Here is a 20,261-nt window from a genome sequence, read left to right on the forward strand (position 1 = left end):
TCCTAGTAGGAGTTGTTCTGTCCGAAGGACTGGAGCGACTTGCGATGGAGCTTCAACGCCTCACGTCGCACGGAAGTTTCATCCTGGGCGTCGCGGTAGGCGGCCTCGCTCTGCTCCACCTCCCGCATCTCCCCGGCGAGCGCCGAGGACGAGGCGCCGAAGAGCCGGCGCACGTTGCCGAGCATGTCCAGCGCGCGCGTGCGGTCGCCCTGCTTCATCGCCTCGGCGGCCGCCTGCATCTGGCTCGCCCCGTTCGCCCGCGTCACCGCCAGCCCGACGTCCGGGTCCATGTGTGTGCGCACGAGCTCCTCGTCCCCGGTCACCGCGGCCCCCAGCTCGAGCCCCATCCGCACGGGCTTGTCCGCCACCAGGTCATTGTAGTCCAACCGCGCGCTCACCAGGGGGCGCGCGGGGGAGGGCGCCTCCAGGGCCAGTGTCAGCTTCACCACCACGCGCACCTCCTGGCCTCCGGACATGTCGTACAGGGGGATGGACAGCGCGCCGGCCTCGGGCATCGCCGCCACGCCCAGCGCCTCGGCGGACGTCACGCCCTCGGGCAGCTCCAGCCGCAGCCGCACCCCGCGCGCGAGCGTCCCCGTGGCCTGCTCCAGCTCGCGCCCGAGGATCTCCGCCAGCCGCTCCGAGTTCTGGAGGTAGCCGTAGAAGCCGCCGCCCTGCTCGGCCAGGCCCCGCATCAGCCGCTCGTTGAACTGCTCGCCCACGCCCAGTCCGCTCACCGCGATGCCCTCGCGCTGGTAGTCGGCCGCCATGCGCCCGAGGTGGGCCTCGTCCACGATGCCCTCGGTGGGCTCGCCATCGCTCAAGAGGATGATGCGGCTCACGCGGTAGTCCTTCACGTGGGGCCGCAGGGCCTCGGCGCCCGCCTCCAGGCCCCCGCTGAGGTTCGTGGCGCCCTCATCCTCGATGGAGCCCACGAAGGAGATCATCCGCTCGCGCGACCGGGGCGTCACCTCCTCACTGGGATACACACGCACGTCCGAGCCGTAGTGCACGAGCGCCAGCCGATCTCCGGGCTCCAGCCGCTCCACGAGCATGCGTGCCGCGCGCCGCGCGTCCGCGAGCTTCTGGCCCCTCATGGAGCCCGAGCGGTCGATGACGAGCGCCAGGTTCACGGGCAGGCGCCGATGCGTGGGGGGCGTGTTCGCGCGCACCGTGAACAGGGCATGGGCCTCGCCCGGCCCGGTGCGCACATAGGCGCCGGACAGCTTGCCCTCCAGGGTGAGCACGCCCTCGCGGGCCGTGACGGGGGGCAGCACCCCGCCGGACGGCGCTCGCACCGGAGGGGGCTGGAGGGACGGGGGCGGCGGCGGTCCGACGGCCAGCGCCCCGAGGGCGAGCAGCGTGGTGAGGGCCAGCAGCAGGTGGGTTCGGTTCATGCGGGGAGACCTCGTGGCGGTGAGCACCGGGGTACGCACAGCCTGACCGAGGTGCCCCGGGCGCCGCATCGGTCACCCGGAGGAGGTCCGTCAACCGGCGGATGCCGTCAGTGGCTCGAGGGCATGGCCTTGAGCACCAGCTCGCGCACCACGCGCTTGACGGCGGATTCGTCGAAGGGCTTTTCCAGGGTGGGGTTGGGCACCCGCGACAGGAAGTCGCGCGCCCCGGGGGTGAAGGCGCCGCCGGAGACGAAGACGAACCGCTGCTCGACTCCCGCGCCCGCGTGCTGCATGGCCTCGTAGAGCTCCCTGCCCCCGAGGTCCGGCATCATCACGTCGCACAGGATGACGTGGAAGCCCGTGTCCCGCTGGAGCAGATCCAGGGCCTGGCGTCCGCTGGTGGCCAGCTCCACGTCGTGATCGCGCAGGATGCGCTTGAGGGCGCGGCCCACCGCGGGCTCGTCGTCCACGATGAGCACCCGGCCACGCTGGGTCACGGGCGCCACGGGCGGCGCCATCGACTGGGTCTGCTGGGGCGTGCCGTCCGCGGCCGCGGGCAACACCACGCGCATGGTGGTGCCGCGTGCGGGCTCGCTCTCCACGAGGATGTCGCCGCCCAGGCCCGTGATGATGCCATGGCAGATGGACAGCCCCAGCCCCGTGCCCACGCCCACCGGCTTCGTCGTGAAGAAGGGATCGAAGATGCGTCCGAGCACCTCGCGGGGGATGCCGCTGCCGGTGTCCCGCACCTCGACGAGCACGCGGCCATCCTGGTCCAGGCGCGTGTGCAGGACGATCTCGTTCTTGTCCACCGCGCCCTCGGCGATGGCCTGCGCCGCGTTCACCACCAGGTTGAGGAACACCTGGCACAGGCGGCCCTCGTTGCCCATGACGCGGGGGATGGGCCCGTACTCGCGCCGCAGCCGCGCGCGGTGCTTGATTTCGTTGGCCGCCAGCATCACCGCCGAGTCCAGCACGGCGTGTAGATCCACCGCCTCCACCCGCTCCTCGTCGGGCCGGGAGAAGGACTTGAGCTGGCGGACGATCTGCCGCACGCGCTCGGCGCCCTCGCGCGCCTCGCTCAGCACGCCTCTCCACTCGCTCACCTCGGGGCGTGACGCCACGCCCCCGGGCACGAAGGAGGGCATGCGGCGCAGCTCGTCCGACAGGAAGCCCAGGTTGGAGATGACGAAGGCGAGCGGGTTGTTGATTTCGTGGGCGATGCCCGCGGCGAGCGTGCCCATGGAGGCCATGCGGTCGGCGAGGTTGAGGCGCGACTGCAACTGGCGCTGCTCGGTGACGTCCCGTGCGATGGACACCACGGCCGGCTTGCCATCGAAGAGCAGCGGCAGCGAGGCGAACTCCGCCACGCGCACCTGGCCGTCACGCCGCAAGAGCCGCCGCTCCCCGGTCACCAGCGCGTCCGGGGCCAGAGGGGGGTCGTCCTTGATGAACTCGCGCAGACACCGGCCGAGCACCTCCTCGGGGCGCTCGAAGCCCAGCGAGGTGACGAGCGCCATGTTGGCGAAGATGATGTGCCCGTCGCGCTGGATGGCGGCCGGCTCCGGCACGCCTTCCAGGAGGATGCGGAAGCTCGCCTCGGAGTGCTTGAGGGCCTCCTCGAAGTGGCGGTGCTGGGTGACGTCGCGCGCGATGCCCTCCACCGCCACGCACATGCCCGCGCCGTCCAGCACGGGCGTCACCGCGTGCTGCAGCCACACGGTGCTGCCATCCGGCTTGAGGAAGCGCACCACCACGGGGGCGTCCGCCATGCGCCGGGGCTCGGACAGCAGTTGCTCGAGCAGCTCCACGTCCTCGGGGTGCGCGCGGCGGTGCCACAAGAGGCTGTCGCGGTAGTGCTCCTCGGGGGTGAAGCCCAGGTTGCGTGTCACCACGCCGCTCACGAAGGCGAAGCTGCGCGTGCCGGCGAGCTGGTAGCGGTAGAGCACGTCCGAGGAGTTCTCCGCCATGGCGCGGAAGCGCTGCTCGCGCTCGCGCAGGGCGCGCTCGGCGTGGCGGTGCTCCAGGGCGAGCGAGATGGCGCCGGTGGCCGCCAAGAGCAGGTCCACCTCCAGCCGGTCCCACTCGCGCTCCTCCTCGCAGTTGTCGAAGCCGATGAAGCCCGCGAGCGTGCCGTGCACCCACAAGGGCAGCGCCAGGAGCGAGCGGATGCCCTGGGGGTTGAGCAGCGCCTGCTCCTCGGCGGGGAAGTCCTTCACCAGTCCGCTGATGGCCTGGCCGCGCGACATCAGCTCGTACCAGCGGGGGATGGCCTTCTCGAAGGGCACGTTCTGCAGGGACGGGTTGTCCAGCTCCTTCTTCACGCTGGGCTCACACCACTCGGCGCGCTGGCTGATGAGCAGCTCGCCGTCGGGGTTGCGGTGCGTCTCGAAGGTGTAGACGCGGCTGGCACCCGAGGCCTCGCCCAGCGGGGCCATCAGCCGGGTGAAGAGATCCTCCGAGGCGGACGTGCCCAGCAGCCGCTGTTGGATTTCCACGAGCGCGCTGAGGTAGCGCTCGCGCCGTGTCAGCGCCTCCTGGGCCCGGCGCCGCTCGGTGATGTCGTGCAGCGTGCCGCTCAGGCCCACCACGCAGCCCGCTTCGAGCACGGGCCGTACGAGCACCTCGCCCCAGCGGAAGCCGCCCTCGCGGGTGAGGTAGCGCAGCTCGCGCTTGCGCACCTCGTGCAGCTCGCCCAGCCGCGGACAGCCCTGATCGTCGTAGAGCGAGCGATCAGCCGGGTGCACGTACTGCCGGCTGGGCTGCCCGAGGCATTCGTCCAGCGAGAAGCCCGTGAGCTCCGTCCACACCGGGGTGAGGTGCGTGAGCCGCCCCTGGGTGTCGAGCTGGAACACCACTTCCCCCGGCCGTTCGAGCGTCAGCCGGGGGCGCGCCGCGAGGGGCGCGGAGATGGAGAGGGTCGGCTGGGGCTTCAAGGACATGGGAAAGAGGCGCCGTATCCACGGTCAGGATCAGCCGTGAACCGCTTCGCTAAAGAATTACGATAGCCTGCCCACCAGACTTGTACATCCCACTCACACTAAACGGGTTTTTCCCGTGTGCCACTTCCTAGCTGGCTGCGGCGGAAGGAAGGGGGAGGGCGGCGGGAACCTGGCGGGGCAGGCGCACGTGGAAGCAGCTGCCCTGCTGGGCGCCAGGGCTCTCGGCCCAGATGGTGCCACCGTGACGCTGGACGATTTCACGGCAGATGAAGAGGCCGAGCCCGAGGCCGCCGTAGTGGCGCGCGGTGGCGTTGGAGGCGCGGGCGAAGGGCTGGAAGAGCTGGGCGAGGCTCTCGGGGGGGATGCCGATGCCCTCGTCGCGCACGCGCAGCTCCACCCACTCGGGGGTGAAGTGGAAGCTGGCGCGCACGGTGCCGCCGTGGGGGGAGTAGCGCACGGCGTTGGACAAGAGGTTGGTCACCACCTGCTCCAGGCGGGGGCCATCCCACACGCCCTCCACGGGCTCCTCGGGTGAGTCGAAGAAGAAGCGCAGGCCCTCGGTGCCGCGCAGCTCGAAGCGCTCGATGACCTCGCGCACCAGCGGCACCAGGTCCACCGGGGCGCACTCCAGCTCGAAGCGGCCCGCCTGGATGCGGGACGTGTCGAGCAGGTCATCCACCAGGCGGGTGAGCCGATCGGTCTGCCGGGCCATGGAGCGCAGGGCCTTGAGGGTGCGCTCGCGCTCGGGGAAGTCGCCGCCCTTCTCCACGCGGCTGAGCGTGAGCGCGGCGAAGCCCTTGAGGGGGGTGAGGGGGGTGCGCAGCTCGTGGCTGGCCACGGAGAGGAACTCCTCGCGCAGGCGCACCGCCTCGCGCAGCTCGCCCTGGGCGAGCTCGGTGCGCAGCGCCATCTCGTTGAAGCCCCGGCACAGCTCGCCCAGCTCGTCGTCCTCGCCCACGGGCACGCGCTGGCTGAGCTCCCCGCGGGCGATGGCGGCGGTGGCCGAGTGCAGGGTGTCCAGGCGGCGGATGATGTCGCGCGCGACGAACTGGGACAGGCCGAGCATGAGCAGCACGCCGAGCGCGAGCATGAGGATGAAGGCCACGCTCGTGCGGGTGATGGCGCGGTAGGCCACGCCCATGTCCTGGGCCACCACGACGCTCCACTCGGTGCCGGGCACGGGCGCGTCCGCGGCCAGGAGGATGCGCTGGTTGTCCTGGCCGAACGTCTCCACCACGCCCTCGTCGCTGTTGGACAGGTGCAGGCGCAGGGCCTCGGGCAGCTGCGCCACGCTCAAGAGCGGGGCCCCCGCCTGGGTGTCGCGCAGCAGCAGCAGGCCGCGCCGGTCGAGCACCTGCACGCGGAAGCGCTGGGCGGCGGGGGTGACCGCGGCGCTCAGGCGCTCCAGGGAGAGCAGACCCACGAGCAGGCCCTCCACCTTGCCGTCCTGCTTGAAGGGCAGCGCCACGGCGACGTGGGGCAGGCCGAGCTGGCTGACGTAGGGGCGTGACACGTAGGGGGCGTTGGTGCTGAGCACCCCGGCGTAGAAGTCGCGGTGGGCGAAGGTGCCCAGGTCCTCCTTGCCGTAGGAGGCGGCCATGCCCAGCCCGTCCTTGTCCACGGCGATGGCGGCGTCGAAGGCGCGCGCCTGGGCGGGGAGGTTGCGCAGGTACAGCTCGAGCAGCTGCCGGTCGCGCGAGGCGAAGGCGGAGCGGAAGCCGGGCGCTTCCAGCATGAGCTGGAGCGACTCGCGCGAGTCGTCGAGGTAGCGCACGAGGAAGTCCGCCTCGCCCGCGGCGGCGCGCAGGGTGTCGTCGCGCACCTGGCGCTCGATGGCGTTCTGGGCGAGCCAGGCCGCGAAGCCGCCCAGGGCGAGCAGCGGCACCACGCCGGCGAAGGCCAGGCCGCGCAAGAGCTTGAAGCCCACGGTGCGGGGCGCGCGGGGGCGGAAGCCGGTGGAGGCGGCGATGCAGGCCAGGGTGAGGATGACGTAGATGCTGGCGGCGGGCCCCGAACCGATGCGGCCAAAGCCCCAGGCGAGCAGACAGAAGTCCACCGCGAGCAGGGCGAAGAGCAGCCGGGGCAGGCGGGGGTAGCGCCGGGTGATGGGGGGCGCGAGCAGGCCCACGCCACACGCCAGGAAGACGAGCCCCATGGGCACGAGCAGGGGCGAGAGCGCGGCGTAGAAGACGGAGGGGAAGCGCTGGTGGGCCACCAGCATGATGACGCCGAAGGCGAGCGCGATGAGGGCGACGATGCTGCGCAGCACCTCGCGCTTGCGCCAGCGGGGGCTCGCCTCCAGGGCCACGCCGGTGAGCAGGAGCGGGTAGAGCACGGCGCCGGTGAGCCCGCCGGTGCGCACGTTGAGCACCCACCAGTAGAGCGCCGTGACGGCGCCGAAGCCCACGCGCCCGAGCACGTCCAGCCAGCGCGGCGCGAGCGGGTAGAGCATGGTGGCCATCAGCACGATGCTGCTGACGAGGTAGGCCATGCCCAGGGGGCGCACGTAGGGGTAGAGCGGGCGGAACGACGTCGCGTGGAACTCGTAGGGCGCGTACGTCATCGCCACGCCGAACATGAGCCCGAAGAGGGCGGCGGGCCAGGTGATGGGCAGGGATGGCGTGCGCGCGGGCTCGGTCGCCAGGCCCGGCTCGGTGGACGAGCTCATGATGACCCTTCCAAATCAGCTTGCCGCGACCAAATCCACCGCCCCGGGGAGGACCGTCCATCGTTGGACAGGTGCGACGGCCGTCCTCCCAGCGTGGGAGCAGTCGCGGGGTGGGTGCAAGCGGGCGCGCTCAGGCGATCTCGAGGACCGTCCACTCGCGGACCTCGCCGGCGAGGGTGACCTCGATGATGTCACCTGGCCGACGTCCCATCAGGGCGCGGCCCACGGGAGAGGAGGGGGTGATGACGGAGAGGAAGCCATCGCCGTCGGGCCCCGTCAGCTCGGTGCCGGCGCCCACGGGCAGGAGGAAGAAGGTGCGCTCGGCGAAGCCCTCTTCGTCCTCGGTGGACATGTCGACGATGGCGCCCAGGGCGACGGGGCCCTTGGGCGGCTGGCGCGGCAGGCCCGTCTTCTGGAGGTCGGCGAGCGCCTGGAGCTCCTCGTGGACGCGGCGGGCGCGTTGGGCCTGGCCCGTGGCGAGGCTGCCGTATTCGATGGCGGCGCGGCCGTCTTCCTTCTTCTCGGACTCGGTGGCGAGCGAGCGGGCGGCCTCGCGCGCGTCGGCCTCGGCGCGGTGGGCGAGCCGGTCGCTCTGGTGGAGCCGGTCGACGAGTTGGGCGAGCAGGGCGTTCTTGTCCAGCAGTGGCATGCGAGTGACAGGACTGTAGCGCCCCGCCGCGCGGGCTCCAGTTTCCGGCTAGAGTCTGGAGTTCATGACGCCGAAAGAGCTGTCCGAGAAGGCCCGGGAGCTGGTGGGCCAGGGGTGGGTGTTGCTGGACGTGCGCACGCCGGAGGAGTACCGCCAGGGGCACCCGGAGCCCGCGCGCAACATCCCAGTGCAGGAGCTGCCGCAGCGCCTCGCCGAGGTGGGGCCGCCGGGCACGCGGGTGGTGGTGTACTGCCAGTCGGGAGGCCGCAGCGCGCGCGCGGTGGAGATTCTGCGCGCGGCGGGCTACCCGGACCTGTTCGATCTGCGCTCGGTGAGCAACTGGTAGCGGGCCGCCGCGGGCGGGCCCGCGCCTAGCGGGTCTGGGGCTGGGCGTCGCCGGGCGGTCCGGACGCGGCCCGGGGCCCGGGCGCGGAGGACTTCCACGTGGCCAGGCCCCACAGGCCGAAGAGGACGAGCCCGAAGCAGCCGAACTGGGCCGGGGTGAGGCCGAAGTAGCGCGCGTCCACATAGGACAGGTCGGTGGCGCGCAGGCTGTCGAAGAAGAAGCGGCCGAAGGCGTAGAGCAGGGAGAGCAGGGGCAAGAGCTTGCCCTTCATGGCGGGGGTGTTGCGCAGGGCCCACAAGAGCGCGGTGAGGGCGAAGAGGTAGGCGGCGTCATAGAGGCCGAGGTCATGGCGGGGGCCGCCGTAGAAGCGCTCGGGGAAGTCCACCGCGAGGAAGAAGTCGGTGCGCGCGCCGGGGTGGTCATGCACGGCGAAGCAGCCGAGCCGTGCCACGGCCCAGCCGGGCGCCACGGCCAGGGCGAAGGTGTCCGCGTAGTCGCGGAAGCGCAGCTTGCGCACCCGGAAGAAGACGACGGCGGCGAGGATGCCACCGACGAGCCCTCCGAAGGAGGACAGGCCGTCCCACACCTTGAAGATCTGGAAGGGGCTCTTGGAGAGCTCCTCGGGGTGGTAGGCGAAGAGGTGGAGCAGGTGGCCGGTGACGATGCCCACGCCCACGCCCCAGGGCGCGTAGTCGAGCAGCGGGGTGGCGTCGAGCCGCTCCCGCCTGGCCTGACTGTCCAGCAATCGGGCGGCGAGGAAGATGCCCATCGCCACGAAGATGCCGAAGGGCTCGATGGTGAGGGGACCGAGCTTGAGGGGGGGAACGTACAGGTAGGGAATCACGAATCTCTCCGGCGGGCGGATGGCACGTCAGCCATAGTCCGCCTTGGCCACGAGGTGGCGAACAATGATGGCCCCCCGGGCTTTCCCGAGGGTTTTCCGATTCGAGCCCGGGCGAGGGGGGGGAGCTACCGCCGGACCGTTGTTTTCCGTGCTGTCCGGGTTCGTATTACGCTCGCGGATGAGAATGTTTTCCGGTTTCGGACGTTGGGAACGTCACTCCGGGGAACGACGAGCGCGCGCCCGGATGTCCAGAGCATGGACGGCGGGGGGAATGTCAGGGGGAGGCGGTCTAGTCACACTATGAGGTCCGGGTGTGGGGACGACGTTGTCCCACTCTGGCTCCCACCGGGCGCGGCTGGCGCCCACCCGTGGTCTGGCGTGCCCAGCCGGTGCAGTCGGTATTCAGTCAAGGAGCAGACCCACCATGAAGTCCTATCTGCTGGTGCCGAAGGAGTCGATTGAAACCCACGCCAAGCCCGGCGTGCGGGGCACGGAGCAGGGAGAGCGCGTGTTGCAGCGCACCACCGCCCTTCAGTTCATGATGAGCGGGCGGGCGCCGGACATGCTGCGGGACCTCGGCTTGCGCTCCGCCACGCTGCCCGGACGCCTGCCGCAGGTGAGCGTGCCCGTCGCGAGGAAGAAGACGCCGGCGGGCAAGCGGGGCCGCAAGGCCAACGAGGTGAGCGTCGCGGCCAGCGATGGTCCGGTGATGGAACTGGCGTCCGCCTCGGAGGTGGGCACCTACCGCCACATGCCGCTCATCGGCGCCACCATGGCCCACTTCGTGTCGGAGAAGGCCGAGCGCATCGCGCGCGAGGAGCTCGGGGCCGACTTCGAGTTCATCCCCGACACCGTGCACCTGACCTTCCCGGGGCCGGTGGCCGCGGGCCAGATTGGTCCGCGCAACCGGGGCCTGTCCTCGCTCGTCAACCGCGAGTGGCCCGAGGAGAGCGGCATCGCCTCCGCCCATGCCCAGGGCATCAAGGGCGCGGGCGTGATGCTCGGCATCCTCGACACCGGCGTGGACGCGGACCATCCCGAGCACCAGGACCGCCTCATCCAGTTCCGCTACGTCTCGCTCTTTCCCAACTCGCCGCAGAACCCCGCGCGCGACGTGCGCGGCTTCGATCCGGACGGCCACGGCACTCACGTGGCCGGCATCGCCGCGGGCTCCTTCCACGGTGTCGCCCCGGAGGTGGACCTCTACGTCGCCTCGGTCATCGAATCGGAGACCATCCGCACGAGTCTCGGGCGCGTGGCCGCCGGCATGGAGTGGCTGCTGCACCAGTTCTCCCGTCCGGAGAACGCCATGCGCCCGGCCGTGGTGAACATGTCCCTGGGCTTCCCGGTGCAGCCGCCGCCGGGCGTCAGCGACATGGAGTACCGCCTGAACATCCGCGCCCTGCAGACCCTGGTGCGCCGCTTGGTGGACTCCAACGTCCTGCCCGTGGTGGCCGCCGGCAATGGAGGCGCTGGCACGGCTGGCTACCCTGCGGCCTTCCCAGAGGCCCTCGCCGTGGGCGCGGTGGACTTCGCGCGCCGCGTGGCCAGTTTCTCGGCCAGTGGTGTCGTGAATCAGCGCTCTGTTCCCGATGTGATGGGTTATGGGGTGAATGTCTACTCGAGCACAGAACGAAGGTGTAACAACCAGGCGTTCTATGAACGAATGAGCGGAACCAGCATGGCAGCCCCTTACGTCGCCGGTCTGGCGGCGCTATATCGCTGCCGGTCCCCGGACTTGACGGCGCTCGAGGTCAGGGATTTGATTCTCGCCAACGTGCTGAAGCTGCCCAAGACCGCCGAGGGACGCGCGGGTAGGGGTCTGGCGGTTTACAAGTAGAGAGATGGCGGCTACCAGGGTCGGCGCCGTGCGAGCGCCGGGCCTGGGAGGAGGAAGTCGGATGAGCAGGAAGATAGCGACATCGCCGCGCCCGGCCTCCGGCCGATATCCGAAGATCCATTCGGTCACTCCCTTGCCGGGCTCTCGCAACGAGGGTGCCGAGGGCGGGTGGATGGAAGTATTGGTCATGGCCCGCGAGGAGATGGAGGCCGCCTGGCAGCCCTCCATTCAGCGGGACCGGTCCGTCGTGCACCGCACGGCTTGCGAGCAGGGCAAGCAGTTCCGGGACTCGGTCTTGAGTTTCCTCCAGGCCAACCAGCTTCTGGGTGGCGTCCGATGGATGAGCGACCCGGGCTCCACGCCCATGGTGACGCTCTTGTGTACGCAGCGTGTGCTGGAGCAGCTCCAGGGCTCATCCCTGTTCGAAGCTGGTCGCACCGCGAGCTGCGAGCTGTATACCTGAGCTGATCGCTTCTCCTTCATTGGACATCCGAGCGGGAATCTGGGTTCCCTCGTTCCCCGGTCTGTCCTGTCCGCCGGCCCCCCCCGCCGGTGTGCTGCGTCCCGCGAAACGGGTGTGCGGCGTGAATCCCCGTCTCTCCTACCAGACCCGAACTTCCGGGCCTCCCGTCTATTCTCGACTGGAAATGATTTACTCACTTGACTGCCATGCGGCAACCCCCTGAACACCTGAGCAGCTTGCGATTGTGCGCGGACGCCCCAACTTGGACCCCTTTGTCCGCACCATGCCCCGCAGGGCAACCGCCTGCCCGCTCTCCCAGGGGAGAGGCGAGCCGGGGCTCTCCCGCTCGCTCGCTGATGGGCCCGTCGGGGCCCCGGGCCCTCGAGGGCCCGCTGCTCTCTTCAACGAACGAGTGGGCCAGAAGGGTCTGACAGCCCGGAAAACCGTACCGGGGGGCGAGCCTACATGTTCAAGCCGCCATCCACGTCGATGGTGCGGCCGTTGAAGTAGTCGCACTCGAGGACGAACTTCACCGCGAGCCAGATGTCCTCGGGCTCGCCGATGCGGCCCACGGGGATGTGGGCCACCAGCGCGTCACGGGCCTTCTGGTTCATGCCCTGGGTCATCGGCGTTTCGATCATCCCCGGGGCCACGGCGCCCACGCGGATGCCGAAGGGGGCGAACTCGCGCGACCAGGTGACGGTGTTGGCCGCGAGCGCGGCCTTGGCGGACACGTAGTTGGTCTGCCCGCGATTGCCGTGCCGGGCGATGGAGCTCATGTTGACGATGACGCCGGGGCGCTGATCCGTGCGCGCCATGTGGGCCACCACCTCGCGCACCATGAGGGTGGCGCCGGTGAGGTTCACGCCGACGACGGCGTTCCAGTCCGCGGTGGACAGCGTCTTCACTTCGCCCGTGGCGCGGTCCTTCTTCACCAGCAGGCCGTCGCGCAGGATGCCCGCGTTGTTGATGAGCCCATTGAGGCCGCCCATGCGCTCGTGGGCCCACTTCACGAAGGAGGCGCAGTCCTCCTCGTTGGCCACGTCCAGGCGGCGGCGGTGGATGGCAGCAGGCAGCGCGGCGAGCTTCTCCTCGTTCACGTCTCCCACCGCCACCTGCGCGCCCGCCTCGAGCAGTCGCGTGGCGAAGTGAGCGCCCATCCCCTGGGCTCCTCCGGTGACGATGACCTTCAAGTCCTTGAGTTGCATGTGTCTGGCGCTCCAGGCCGGCGCCTCGCGTTGGCTTCCGCCGGGCGCCGGCGCATGAGTGTGGATTGGGGGTTTTTGACAATATCGTGAGGGGGATGTTACGCAAGGTGAAGGATGAATCGGTCTTCAACTCCGGCCCTTCCCCGCGTCGTGCCCCTGACCCCTCGTGGGCAGCGTACCCGAGAGAAGCTGCTGCGGGCGGCCGAGACGCTGTTTGGCGACAAGGGCTACGAGCACGCCTCCATCGCGGACATCACCCGCGAGGCGGAGGTGGCGCTGGGGACGTTCTACGTCTACTTCCCCGACAAGCAATCCATCTTCGTGGAGGTGGTGGACGAGCTGGGCGCGCGGCTGCGCCGGCTGCTCGCCGAGTCGGTGGCGCGCTGTGAGGACCGGCTCGCGGTGGAGCGCGAGGGCCTGCGCACGTTCTTCCAGTTCGCCAGCCGCGAGCGCCACCTGTACCGCATCGTGCGCCAGGCGGAGTTCGTGGATGAGGCGTGCTACCGGCGCTACTACGAGCGCTTCGCCCGCGGCTACGTGTCCGGGCTCAAGCGCGCCATGGACGCGGGCGAGGTGCGGCGGATGGATCCGGAGGTGCTCGCCTACTGCCTCATGGGCATGGGGGACTTCCTGGGCATGCGCTGGGTGCTCTGGGAAGGAGACGCGGGCCTGGAGCACGTGCTGGACACCGCGATGGCGCTGCTGCGCCACGGCCTGGACGCGCGCGCCGCCGGGGCGCCCGCTCCCGAGAAGAAGCGGGCGCGCAAGCCCCGTGCCCCCCGGAGCAAGACGTCATGAGGTACGCCCACATCCTGGCCACGGGCCGCTACGTGCCCGAGCGGGTGCTCACCAACGCCGACGTGGAGCGCGTCCTCGGCGAGCCCGTGGACGAGTGGCTGCGGCTCAACGTGGGCATCCAGCAGCGCCACGTGATGGCGGACCACGAGGTGACGTCCGACCTGTGCGTGCACGCGGCGGAGCAGGCGATGCGGCGCGCGGGCGTGACGCCGGAGCAGGTGGATCTCCTCGTCATCGCCACCGACACGCCGGACTATCTCAGCCCGGCCACGGCCTCGGTGGTGCAGGCGAAGCTGGGCGCGCGCAACGCGGGCACCTACGATCTCAACAGCGCGTGCGCCGGCTGGGTGACGGCGCTCGACGTGGCGAGCAAGACGATCGCCGCGGACGACAGCTACCAGCGCGTGCTCGTGGTGGGCGCGTACGGGATGAGCCGGTTCGTCAACTGGAAGGACAAGCGGACCTGCACGCTCTTCGCGGACGGCGCGGGCGCGGTGGTGCTCGGCGCGGGCGACACCCCGGGCTTCCTCGGTGCCCGGTTGCTCGCGGCGGGCGAGTACCATGACGCCCTGGGCATCTACACCGGCGGCACGTACCGGCCCGCCACCTCGGAGACGCTGGCGCTCACCCAGGGCCGGCCCGCGGTGCAGTTCCTGCGCAAGTTCCCCGCCACCTTCAACACCGAGCGCTGGCCCGTCCTCCTCCAGCAAGTGCTCGGGCGCGCCCGGCTGACGCTCGACGACGTGGACGTGTTCGTCTTCACCCAGCTCAACCTGCGTGCCATCGAGGCCACCATGCAGGTGCTCGGGCAGCCCATGTCCAAGACGCACTGGACGATGGACAAGTGGGGCTACACCGGCTCGGCCTGCATCCCGATGACGCTGGATGACGCGGTGGAGCAGGGCAAGGTGAAGAAGGGCGACCTCGTGGCCCTGTGCGCCAGTGGCGGCGGGCTCGCCATGGCCTCGGCGCTCTACCGCTGGACGGCCTGAGCTCCCACTCCCCCGGAGGAACGCGCGCGCCATGTTCATCGGTGACTGGATGGGCCGGGGGGCCATGTACTGGCCCGAGCACACGGCGGTGGTGGACGTGGCCCGGGGAGCCGCCGGTCGCTTCACCTATCGGGACATGAACGCGCGCGCCGAGGCGCTCGCGGGCTGGCTGCGCGACGTGGCCGGTGTGTCCCGAGGGGACCGCGTGGGGATGGTGGCCCTCAATGGCGTGGAGTTCCTCGATGCCCTCTTCGCCTGCGGCAAGCTGGGCGCCCTCTTCGTTCCCTTCAACTGGCGCCTGCACACCCAGGAGCTGGCGGAGCTGGTGCGCGACACCGGGTCGCGCGTGCTCTTCTTCGGCGGCGAGTTCGCTCCGGCCCTCGAGGCGGTGAAGCGGCAGGTGGGCGGCGCCCTGACGCTCGTCCACCTGGACGGGCCGGGCGTGGAGGGCAGCCACGCGTACGCGGGGGCGCTCGCGCATGTCCCCGCCACGAAGGTGACGAACGAGGCGGTGAGCGAGGAGGACATCCTCTGTCTGCTGTTCACCGGGGGCACCACGGGCCGCTCCAAGGGCGCGCGCATCAGCTACCGGATGGTGGCGTGGAACACGCTCAACACGCTCCTCCACGAGCTGCGCCCCGGGGACATCACCGTGACACACACGCCCATGTTCCACACGGGGGGCCTGCTCGTGTACACGCTGCCCCTGCTCACCTGTGGCGGCACCGTGGTGCTCATGCGCCGCTGGGACGCGGACGAGATGCTGCGGCTGGTGGAGCAGGAGAAGGTCACCTTCTTCTTCGCCGTGCCCACGCAATACCAGCAGATGCACGACGCCCCGCGCTTCCGCTCGGCGGACCTGTCCCACGTGCGCTTCATGACGAGCGGCGGAGCTCCCCTGCCACTTCCGCTGCTCCAGGCGTGGCAGGGCGTGCACCGGGTGCCCTTCAAGCAGGGCTTCGGAATGACGGAGTTCGGCCCCGGCATCTTCAGCATGGGCCCCGAGTTCGCCGTGTCCAAGGCGGGCTCCATCGGCCGGCCCAACTACTTCGTCGACGCGCGGCTGGTGGACGACGCGGGCCGGGACGTGCCCGAGGGCGCCACGGGCGAGCTGCTCCTCAAGTCGCCCGCCATGTGCTCGGGCTACTTCGAGGACGCGCGCGCCACGGCCGAGGCCATCGACGCGGACGGCTGGTTCCACACGGGGGACCTCGCGCGCCGCGACGCGGACGGCTTCTACTTCATCGCCGGACGCAAGAAGGACATGTTCATCTCCGGCGGGGAGAACGTGTACCCGCTCGAGCTGGAGACGGTGCTGCACGAGCACCCCGCCGTGCGGGCGTGCGCGGTGATCGGCCTGCCCGACGAGAAGTGGGGCGAGGTGGGGTGGGCCTTCGTGGTGCTCGAGCCGGGCGCGCACGCCACCCCCGAGGATCTGCTGGAATACCTGCGCGGCCGGGTGGCTCGCTACAAGGTGCCCAGGCAGGTGGAGTGCGTGGCGTCCCTGCCCATGTCGGCGGCGGGGAAGATCCTCAAGCGCGAGCTGCGCGAGCGGGCCCTCTCGGCCCAGGGCCGCTGAGAACCGCTGGCGGCCCCCACGAAAAAGCCCCGGCCACCCGAGGGGGCAACCGGGGCCATCGCGCTTCTCCGTGCTCCGCGTCAGTCGAGCGAGCCGAAGTGGGTGGACATCTTGTTCCACACCGTCGGGGTCACGCCCATCTCCAGGTGGCCGTAGGGCATGCCCTCCTGCTTCGCCGAGGCGGTCTTCTTGGTCGTGGTCCAGCCCTGGGTGAGCTGATCCACCGCGGCGATGCTCGCCTCGAACAGCACGCCGTCACCCCGCACCGAGCAGGTGGTGCACGTCATGCCATCCGTCTCGTAGCGCGCGTCGGTGCTCGCCCCGTAGGTGTTGCCATACAGCACGTAGAGCGAGGGCAGGCGCGAGTCCAGGCCGCGCTCGGACAGCCGGGTGATGAACTTGCCTCCCATCTCCTTGGCCGCCGCCATGCCCAGGCCGTGGATGATGCGGTACTTGCCGTAGTTCAGCGAGTCGTACCCCTCGCGATTCTGGTTCGTGTTGTACGCGTGGTACGCGAAGCAGGGGCTGCCCACGGAGTCATACGCCGTCGTCTTGCACTGGGGGTGGGTGCTGTCCAGGTAGCCCGCCGCGACGTAGATGTTGTACGGGTTGTAGACGAGCTTCTGGGAGACCCACGAGAAGTAGCGCGACTCGTCCGGGTCCACGTCCGACCACGTGGAGGAGGAGCGATCCGGAATCGGGTAGGTGCCGCGCAGATCATCCGCCGTCTGCAACTGGCCCACGTAGGCATTCACGTACTTGCCGCTGTCGTTCACGCTGCCGAACAGGCTCATGTTGTACTCGTCGAAGTTGAACGCGCTCGAGGACACGCCTTGGTTCACGTTCAACGTCTGGAGCGAGCCGCCCGACACGGGCTTGCCCGTGGAGTCCAGGCCCGTGAGGTTGGACACGTAGATGCGGCGGAAGTAGTCCGGCCAGGTGCCGCCCGAGCCCTCGCACACGCTCTCCGCGTAGGGGTTGTTGTACCAGGGCACGTCCGAGCCCCAGTTGACGCACTGGAAGGCGGAGAAATACGTCCACGGCATGGGGCCGCGGCCCACCGGCGCGTTGTACGAGGTGCTCGCGATGGTGAGCGTGTGGATGGGGTGGCGGAAGTTCAGGTCGATGCCCTTGTGCGGCCCCGACAGCGCCACGTAGCTGCGCACCGAGTCGTCATACGCTGGCACCGCCTTGGCCTGCTCCGCCGCGAGCCGCTCGAAGAAGCGCGTGGTGCTGAAGCCCGTCCACGTGGGCGCGTTGGTCAGCCACGCGTCCACCGACAGCACGCCCTTGCTCCACGCCACCACGTCCACCCGCGCCACCCCCGCATGCAGCGCCTTGATGCGCTTGACGGCGTTGGACACGTGGATGGCCTGGTTGAAGTTGTCCCCGTGGAAGTTGCCGAAGGTGAGCGCGTACACGCAGCGGTTCTTGGCCTCCAGGTCCTGCACGAAGCCCGTCACCTGCGCCGCGCCTCCGTAGGCGCTCCCCGTCCCATCGTTGCCGTTGGGAAACATCCACACGTTGGCGTCCTGGATGGCGCCGTGCACCAGCAGCGTGGGCGTCAGGTTCACGTTGCACGTGCGCGCCGCCGTCTTGCGGCCCTTGTGCAACAGCGCGAAGCGCGCCTCGGGCCGCGTGGGTCCGGGCACCGGGCAGGTGCTCCCCGCCACCGTGGCGCAGCTGTTCTGGTAGTACAGGTTGAAGGTGTCCACGAGCTGCTGGTTGAGCGAGCCGTAGTACGTGCGCAAGGGATAGCTGGAGGACTGGAAGGTGTCCTGCGAGCGCAGCTTCTCCGTGCGGCGGTTGTAGTACTCACTCCGGAAGAGCTGCTGGCCCTCGAGCAGCTCGATCTGTCCCCAGGACCAGCTCGGCGGCGTGAGCGTGCCCACCACCCGGTACGTGTTGGCCGGAGCCGCGTTGGTGTCGAAGTAGGGGGCCAGGTCCGCGGGCGGCGCGGCGGTGGCCAGGGGGGCGTACAACAACGCCAGGGTCGGGAGCGACAGCTTCCACGTCGGGGTCATCCAACACTCCTTGGGGCAACGGCTGGGGGGGCAAGGACCGGGGTAGGGGGACTTCAGGGGCTCGTCAGCGGGCGTGCTCCTGGAGGAAGGGGAAGACGAGGCGCTCGAACTCGCGCGGCTTCTCCACGTGCGGGCTGTGGCCCGTGTCCGCGAACACCTCCTCGTGGAAGCGTCCGCCCTGGGCCGCGTAGCGCTCGAGCAGCCGGCGCGTCTGGCTCACCATGGGCTGCGGCGGGTACTGCGCCTCGCCGGGCCAGCCGGGAATGAAGCCCAGCTTGCCCAGGTAGCCGAAGTCGAACAGCGACGTGTCCGAGACGATGACGTCGTCCGTGCCGCGGATCCACAGCACGTCCGGCTGGGGGGAGATGCCCGCGAAGGCGGAGAGGTTGAAGTACTTGGGGGAGAACGAGTTGTTGATACCCGTGTCGCCCGGGGCCACGCCGGGCCAGTGCGCGCTCGGGGAGAACGTGCCCGGGTAGTGCACGTCCGACACGTGCGTGGAGAGCACCGAGTCGAGCATCGCCTCCTCGTCCTCCATCTTGAACGGAGGCTTCACGTAGCTGCCCGTCAGCACCGCGCGCGGCGCCGTGTTGCCCTCGGCCGAGCGGTCCTTGTTCTTCAGTCGCTGCGTGAAGTCCGGGTTGGCCGTGCCGCCCCCCGAGCCCGCGAAGTCATCCCAGCAGGGCGTGCCGTCCACGTCGCGCGTGCCCCCGAAGCCGAAGGGCGAGATGGGCGCCTCCAGCACCAGGCCCGCCACGCGCTCGGGATGATCGATGGCCAGCTGCATCACCACACCGGCCCCCGCCGAGTGCGCCACGAAGAGCGCCCGCGTCAGCCCGAGCGCGTCCATCAACGACGCCACGTCGTCGCTCGAGTCGCGCATGCCGCGCGTGGCATCGATGGGCTTGGGCTCCGTGTCGCCGTAGCCGCGCAGGTCCATCGCGATGCCACGCAGCCCCCGCGGCAGGCGCGTGAGCAGGCCCTGGAAGAAGGCCGAGGAGGAGCAATTGCCATGCACGAACAGGACGGGAAAGCCCTCGCCCGCCATGCGCGTGTGCATGCTCAGCCGCTTCGTCTGGATGCTACGGGCCTCCACGGCCCGGGCCTGATCACTCATCTGCGCCGCTCCTCTGGGCTATCGCGTCCACCCCCCGGGAAAGCTCCGCCCGCTCCCTCGTCGAGGTGACGACTGATTCAACTGTCAGGTTTGATAGCCCAGAACTTTTGTACGGGTCAAACGACGGCCCTCCTCGGAGGTCGTTCCCCGGACGTGACGCGACGCGTGATGGGGCGGGGCTTCAGGGCACGACGACGCGCCGCAGGTGCGCGCCGAGCCGCGTCACCAACTCGTAGTGAATCGTCTGCGCCCAGGAGGCGAGCGTCTCCGCGTGCAGGTGCTCGTCGCCGTCCACTCCGAGCAGCGTCGCCGTCAGCGGCCGCTCGTCGTGGGTGGCTCGTGTCACGTCCACGATGATGTGATTCATCATCACCCGGCCGAGCACCGCGCACCGGTGCCCGTTCACCAGCACGTGCGCCTTGCCCGACACGAGCCGCGGGTAGCCATCGAAATAGCCCACCGGCAGCACCGCCACGCGCGTGGCCTCGGAGCAGCGGTGCGTGCACCCGTAGCCGATGTAGCTGCCCGCCGACAGCCACTTCACCACCTGGCTCGGACTGCGCCAGGCGAGCACCGGCTTCAAGTCCGGCACCCGCCCCAGCACCAGCCGCGCCGACAGCCGCGTCTCCGTGGAGGGCCAGAACCCATACAGCGAGATGCCCACGCGCTGCGCGTCATAGCGCGCCTGGGGCAGCACCAGCGTCGCCGCGCTCGCCGCCATGTGCCGCTGCAGGGGCTCGTGCACCGGGACGGCCGCGCGCAGCGCCTTCAGCCCGCCCTCGAACGCGTCCAGCTGGGCCTGGGCGTACATCTGCTCCGTCACGTCCTCCGTGTTGGCGAAGTGGCTCAGCACCCCCACCACCTGGAGCACGTCCCCCGCCTCGCGCAGGAAGTCCAGCTCGCCCCAGGTGATCTGCCCTGGAGTGAAGCCCTCGCGGCCCAACCCCGTGTCCACGTGCACGTGCACCCGGAGGGGGCGCTCGAGCTTCGCCTGGCGCAGCGGGGCCACCATCTCCCGCCAGGAGCTGTCGGCCAGCACCGCGTCCACGCCCTCCCGCGCGAGGGCCACGGCCTCCTCGGCGTCCAGCGCGCCGATGACCAGGATCTGCTTGGGCGCGAGGCCCCGGCTGCGCTCGTGGGCCCGCGCCGCCAGCGCGTCCGCCGCGGTGATGAAGTAGAGCAGGTCCACCAGCGGGTGCACGAGCGGCAGCATCCGCGCGAGGCCATGGCCATAGGCATTGCCCTTGAGCACCGCGCCCAGGGCCCGGGGCCCTCCCGTCTCCGCGGCCACCGCGCGCAGCGTGGCCACGTTGGCGGCGAGCGCTCCCGCCGACAGCTCCAACCACGACGCCACCTTGCCCGTGCCTCCCGCGATGTCTTCGTGCATCTGCCGC

Annotated in this window: 15 protein-coding genes; 6 read left to right on the plus strand and 9 right to left on the minus strand. The window is 70.3% G+C overall.

Annotated features, from left to right (window positions below):
• Positions 1 to 2: 2 nt before the first annotated feature.
• The 4 genes from D187_RS07435 to D187_RS07450 all read right to left on the minus strand — a co-directional run bounded on the left by D187_RS07435 (position 3) and on the right by D187_RS07450 (position 7,656).
• Positions 3 to 1,397, minus strand: coding sequence for a vWA domain-containing protein (locus D187_RS07435; protein ID WP_002628552.1), 1,395 nt, complete (start codon positions 1,395 to 1,397; stop codon positions 3 to 5).
• A gap of 107 nt (positions 1,398 to 1,504) precedes the next feature.
• On the minus strand, positions 1,505 to 4,339 hold the full coding sequence (locus D187_RS07440; protein ID WP_002628553.1) for a PAS domain S-box protein: 2,835 nt from the start codon (positions 4,337 to 4,339) through the stop codon (positions 1,505 to 1,507).
• Between the two features lie 127 nt (positions 4,340 to 4,466).
• The gene (locus tag D187_RS07445) at positions 4,467 to 7,007 is read right to left on the minus strand and encodes a sensor histidine kinase (RefSeq protein WP_002628554.1); all 2,541 of its coding nucleotides are present in this window, start codon (positions 7,005 to 7,007) and stop codon (positions 4,467 to 4,469) included.
• A gap of 130 nt (positions 7,008 to 7,137) precedes the next feature.
• Entirely contained in the window at positions 7,138 to 7,656 is a 519-nt protein-coding gene (locus D187_RS07450) for a GreA/GreB family elongation factor (protein WP_002628555.1), read from the minus strand.
• A 64-nt stretch (positions 7,657 to 7,720) separates the two neighbouring features.
• Between D187_RS07450 and D187_RS07455 the strand changes: the two genes are divergently transcribed.
• Positions 7,721 to 8,002: a rhodanese-like domain-containing protein gene (locus D187_RS07455; RefSeq protein WP_002628556.1), complete on the plus strand. Its 282-nt coding sequence runs from the start codon at positions 7,721 to 7,723 to the stop codon at positions 8,000 to 8,002.
• A 25-nt stretch (positions 8,003 to 8,027) separates the two neighbouring features.
• Here D187_RS07455 and D187_RS07460 read toward each other — a convergent pair whose 3' ends face one another.
• Entirely contained in the window at positions 8,028 to 8,846 is an 819-nt protein-coding gene (locus D187_RS07460) for a prolipoprotein diacylglyceryl transferase (protein ID WP_002628557.1), read from the minus strand.
• Between the two features lie 424 nt (positions 8,847 to 9,270).
• Here D187_RS07460 and popC point away from each other — a divergent pair, with 424 nt between their 5' ends.
• Together popC and D187_RS07470 are read left to right on the plus strand one after the other, a co-directional pair.
• Positions 9,271 to 10,686 (plus strand): subtilisin-like protease PopC, encoded by a 1,416-nt coding sequence (gene popC / locus D187_RS07465; protein ID WP_002628558.1) that lies wholly within the window; start codon positions 9,271 to 9,273, stop codon positions 10,684 to 10,686.
• 172 nt (positions 10,687 to 10,858) lie between these two features.
• Positions 10,859 to 11,149: a hypothetical protein gene (locus tag D187_RS07470; protein WP_155893211.1), complete on the plus strand. Its 291-nt coding sequence runs from the start codon at positions 10,859 to 10,861 to the stop codon at positions 11,147 to 11,149.
• Between the two features lie 461 nt (positions 11,150 to 11,610).
• Here D187_RS07470 and D187_RS07475 read toward each other — a convergent pair whose 3' ends face one another.
• Positions 11,611 to 12,357, minus strand: coding sequence for an SDR family oxidoreductase (locus D187_RS07475; protein WP_002628560.1), 747 nt, complete (start codon positions 12,355 to 12,357; stop codon positions 11,611 to 11,613).
• A 114-nt stretch (positions 12,358 to 12,471) separates the two neighbouring features.
• On the opposite strand from D187_RS07475, the gene D187_RS07480 reads away from it, so the two are divergent.
• From D187_RS07480 to D187_RS07490, 3 genes are read left to right on the plus strand one after another with little or no spacing between them, the layout of a single operon-like run.
• A complete protein-coding gene (locus tag D187_RS07480) occupies positions 12,472 to 13,155 on the plus strand; it encodes a TetR/AcrR family transcriptional regulator (protein WP_002628561.1) in 684 nt (227 codons plus the stop codon).
• Entirely contained in the window at positions 13,152 to 14,147 is a 996-nt protein-coding gene (locus D187_RS07485) for a 3-oxoacyl-ACP synthase III family protein (RefSeq protein ID WP_002628562.1), read from the plus strand. The genes D187_RS07480 and D187_RS07485 overlap by 4 nt, the downstream gene beginning before the upstream one ends.
• A gap of 31 nt (positions 14,148 to 14,178) precedes the next feature.
• Complete coding sequence (locus D187_RS07490) at positions 14,179 to 15,726, plus strand: acyl-CoA synthetase (RefSeq protein ID WP_002628563.1); 1,548 nt, start codon at positions 14,179 to 14,181, stop codon at positions 15,724 to 15,726.
• A gap of 80 nt (positions 15,727 to 15,806) precedes the next feature.
• Here the strand turns inward: D187_RS07490 and D187_RS07495 are convergent, their stop codons facing one another.
• The 3 genes from D187_RS07495 to alr all read right to left on the minus strand — a co-directional run bounded on the left by D187_RS07495 (position 15,807) and on the right by alr (position 20,254).
• The gene (locus D187_RS07495; protein WP_002628564.1) at positions 15,807 to 17,750 is read right to left on the minus strand and encodes an esterase/lipase family protein; all 1,944 of its coding nucleotides are present in this window, start codon (positions 17,748 to 17,750) and stop codon (positions 15,807 to 15,809) included.
• Positions 17,751 to 17,814: 64 nt separating this feature from the next.
• The gene (locus D187_RS07500) at positions 17,815 to 18,867 is read right to left on the minus strand and encodes an alpha/beta hydrolase (RefSeq protein WP_002628565.1); all 1,053 of its coding nucleotides are present in this window, start codon (positions 18,865 to 18,867) and stop codon (positions 17,815 to 17,817) included.
• 181 nt (positions 18,868 to 19,048) lie between these two features.
• On the minus strand, positions 19,049 to 20,254 hold the full coding sequence (alr, locus tag D187_RS07505; RefSeq protein ID WP_002628566.1) for an alanine racemase: 1,206 nt from the start codon (positions 20,252 to 20,254) through the stop codon (positions 19,049 to 19,051).
• Positions 20,255 to 20,261: the final 7 nt, after the last annotated feature.

Origin of the sequence: Cystobacter fuscus DSM 2262 (assembly GCF_000335475.2) — a bacterium.
GTDB classification, from domain to species: Bacteria; Myxococcota; Myxococcia; order Myxococcales; family Myxococcaceae; genus Cystobacter; species Cystobacter fuscus.

Bases quoted from the DNA above. Each gene is read 5' to 3' on its own strand.
- D187_RS07435 (WP_002628552.1), bottom strand. From the start codon at position 1,397: ATGAACCGAACCCACCTGCTGCTGGCCCTCACCACGCTGCTCGCCCTC.
- D187_RS07470 (WP_155893211.1), top strand. From the start codon at position 10,859: ATGGAAGTATTGGTCATGGCCCGCGAGGAGATGGAGGCCGCCTGGCAG.
- D187_RS07500 (WP_002628565.1), bottom strand. From the start codon at position 18,867: ATGAGTGATCAGGCCCGGGCCGTGGAGGCCCGTAGCATCCAGACGAAG.
- D187_RS07475 (WP_002628560.1), bottom strand. From the start codon at position 12,357: ATGCAACTCAAGGACTTGAAGGTCATCGTCACCGGAGGAGCCCAGGGG.
- D187_RS07495 (WP_002628564.1), bottom strand. From the start codon at position 17,750: ATGACCCCGACGTGGAAGCTGTCGCTCCCGACCCTGGCGTTGTTGTAC.
- D187_RS07485 (WP_002628562.1), top strand. From the start codon at position 13,152: ATGAGGTACGCCCACATCCTGGCCACGGGCCGCTACGTGCCCGAGCGG.
- alr (WP_002628566.1), bottom strand. From the start codon at position 20,254: ATGCACGAAGACATCGCGGGAGGCACGGGCAAGGTGGCGTCGTGGTTG.
- D187_RS07490 (WP_002628563.1), top strand. From the start codon at position 14,179: ATGTTCATCGGTGACTGGATGGGCCGGGGGGCCATGTACTGGCCCGAG.
- D187_RS07455 (WP_002628556.1), top strand. From the start codon at position 7,721: ATGACGCCGAAAGAGCTGTCCGAGAAGGCCCGGGAGCTGGTGGGCCAG.
- D187_RS07480 (WP_002628561.1), top strand. From the start codon at position 12,472: ATGAATCGGTCTTCAACTCCGGCCCTTCCCCGCGTCGTGCCCCTGACC.
- D187_RS07440 (WP_002628553.1), bottom strand. From the start codon at position 4,339: ATGTCCTTGAAGCCCCAGCCGACCCTCTCCATCTCCGCGCCCCTCGCG.
- D187_RS07450 (WP_002628555.1), bottom strand. From the start codon at position 7,656: ATGCCACTGCTGGACAAGAACGCCCTGCTCGCCCAACTCGTCGACCGG.
- popC (WP_002628558.1), top strand. From the start codon at position 9,271: ATGAAGTCCTATCTGCTGGTGCCGAAGGAGTCGATTGAAACCCACGCC.
- D187_RS07445 (WP_002628554.1), bottom strand. From the start codon at position 7,007: ATGAGCTCGTCCACCGAGCCGGGCCTGGCGACCGAGCCCGCGCGCACG.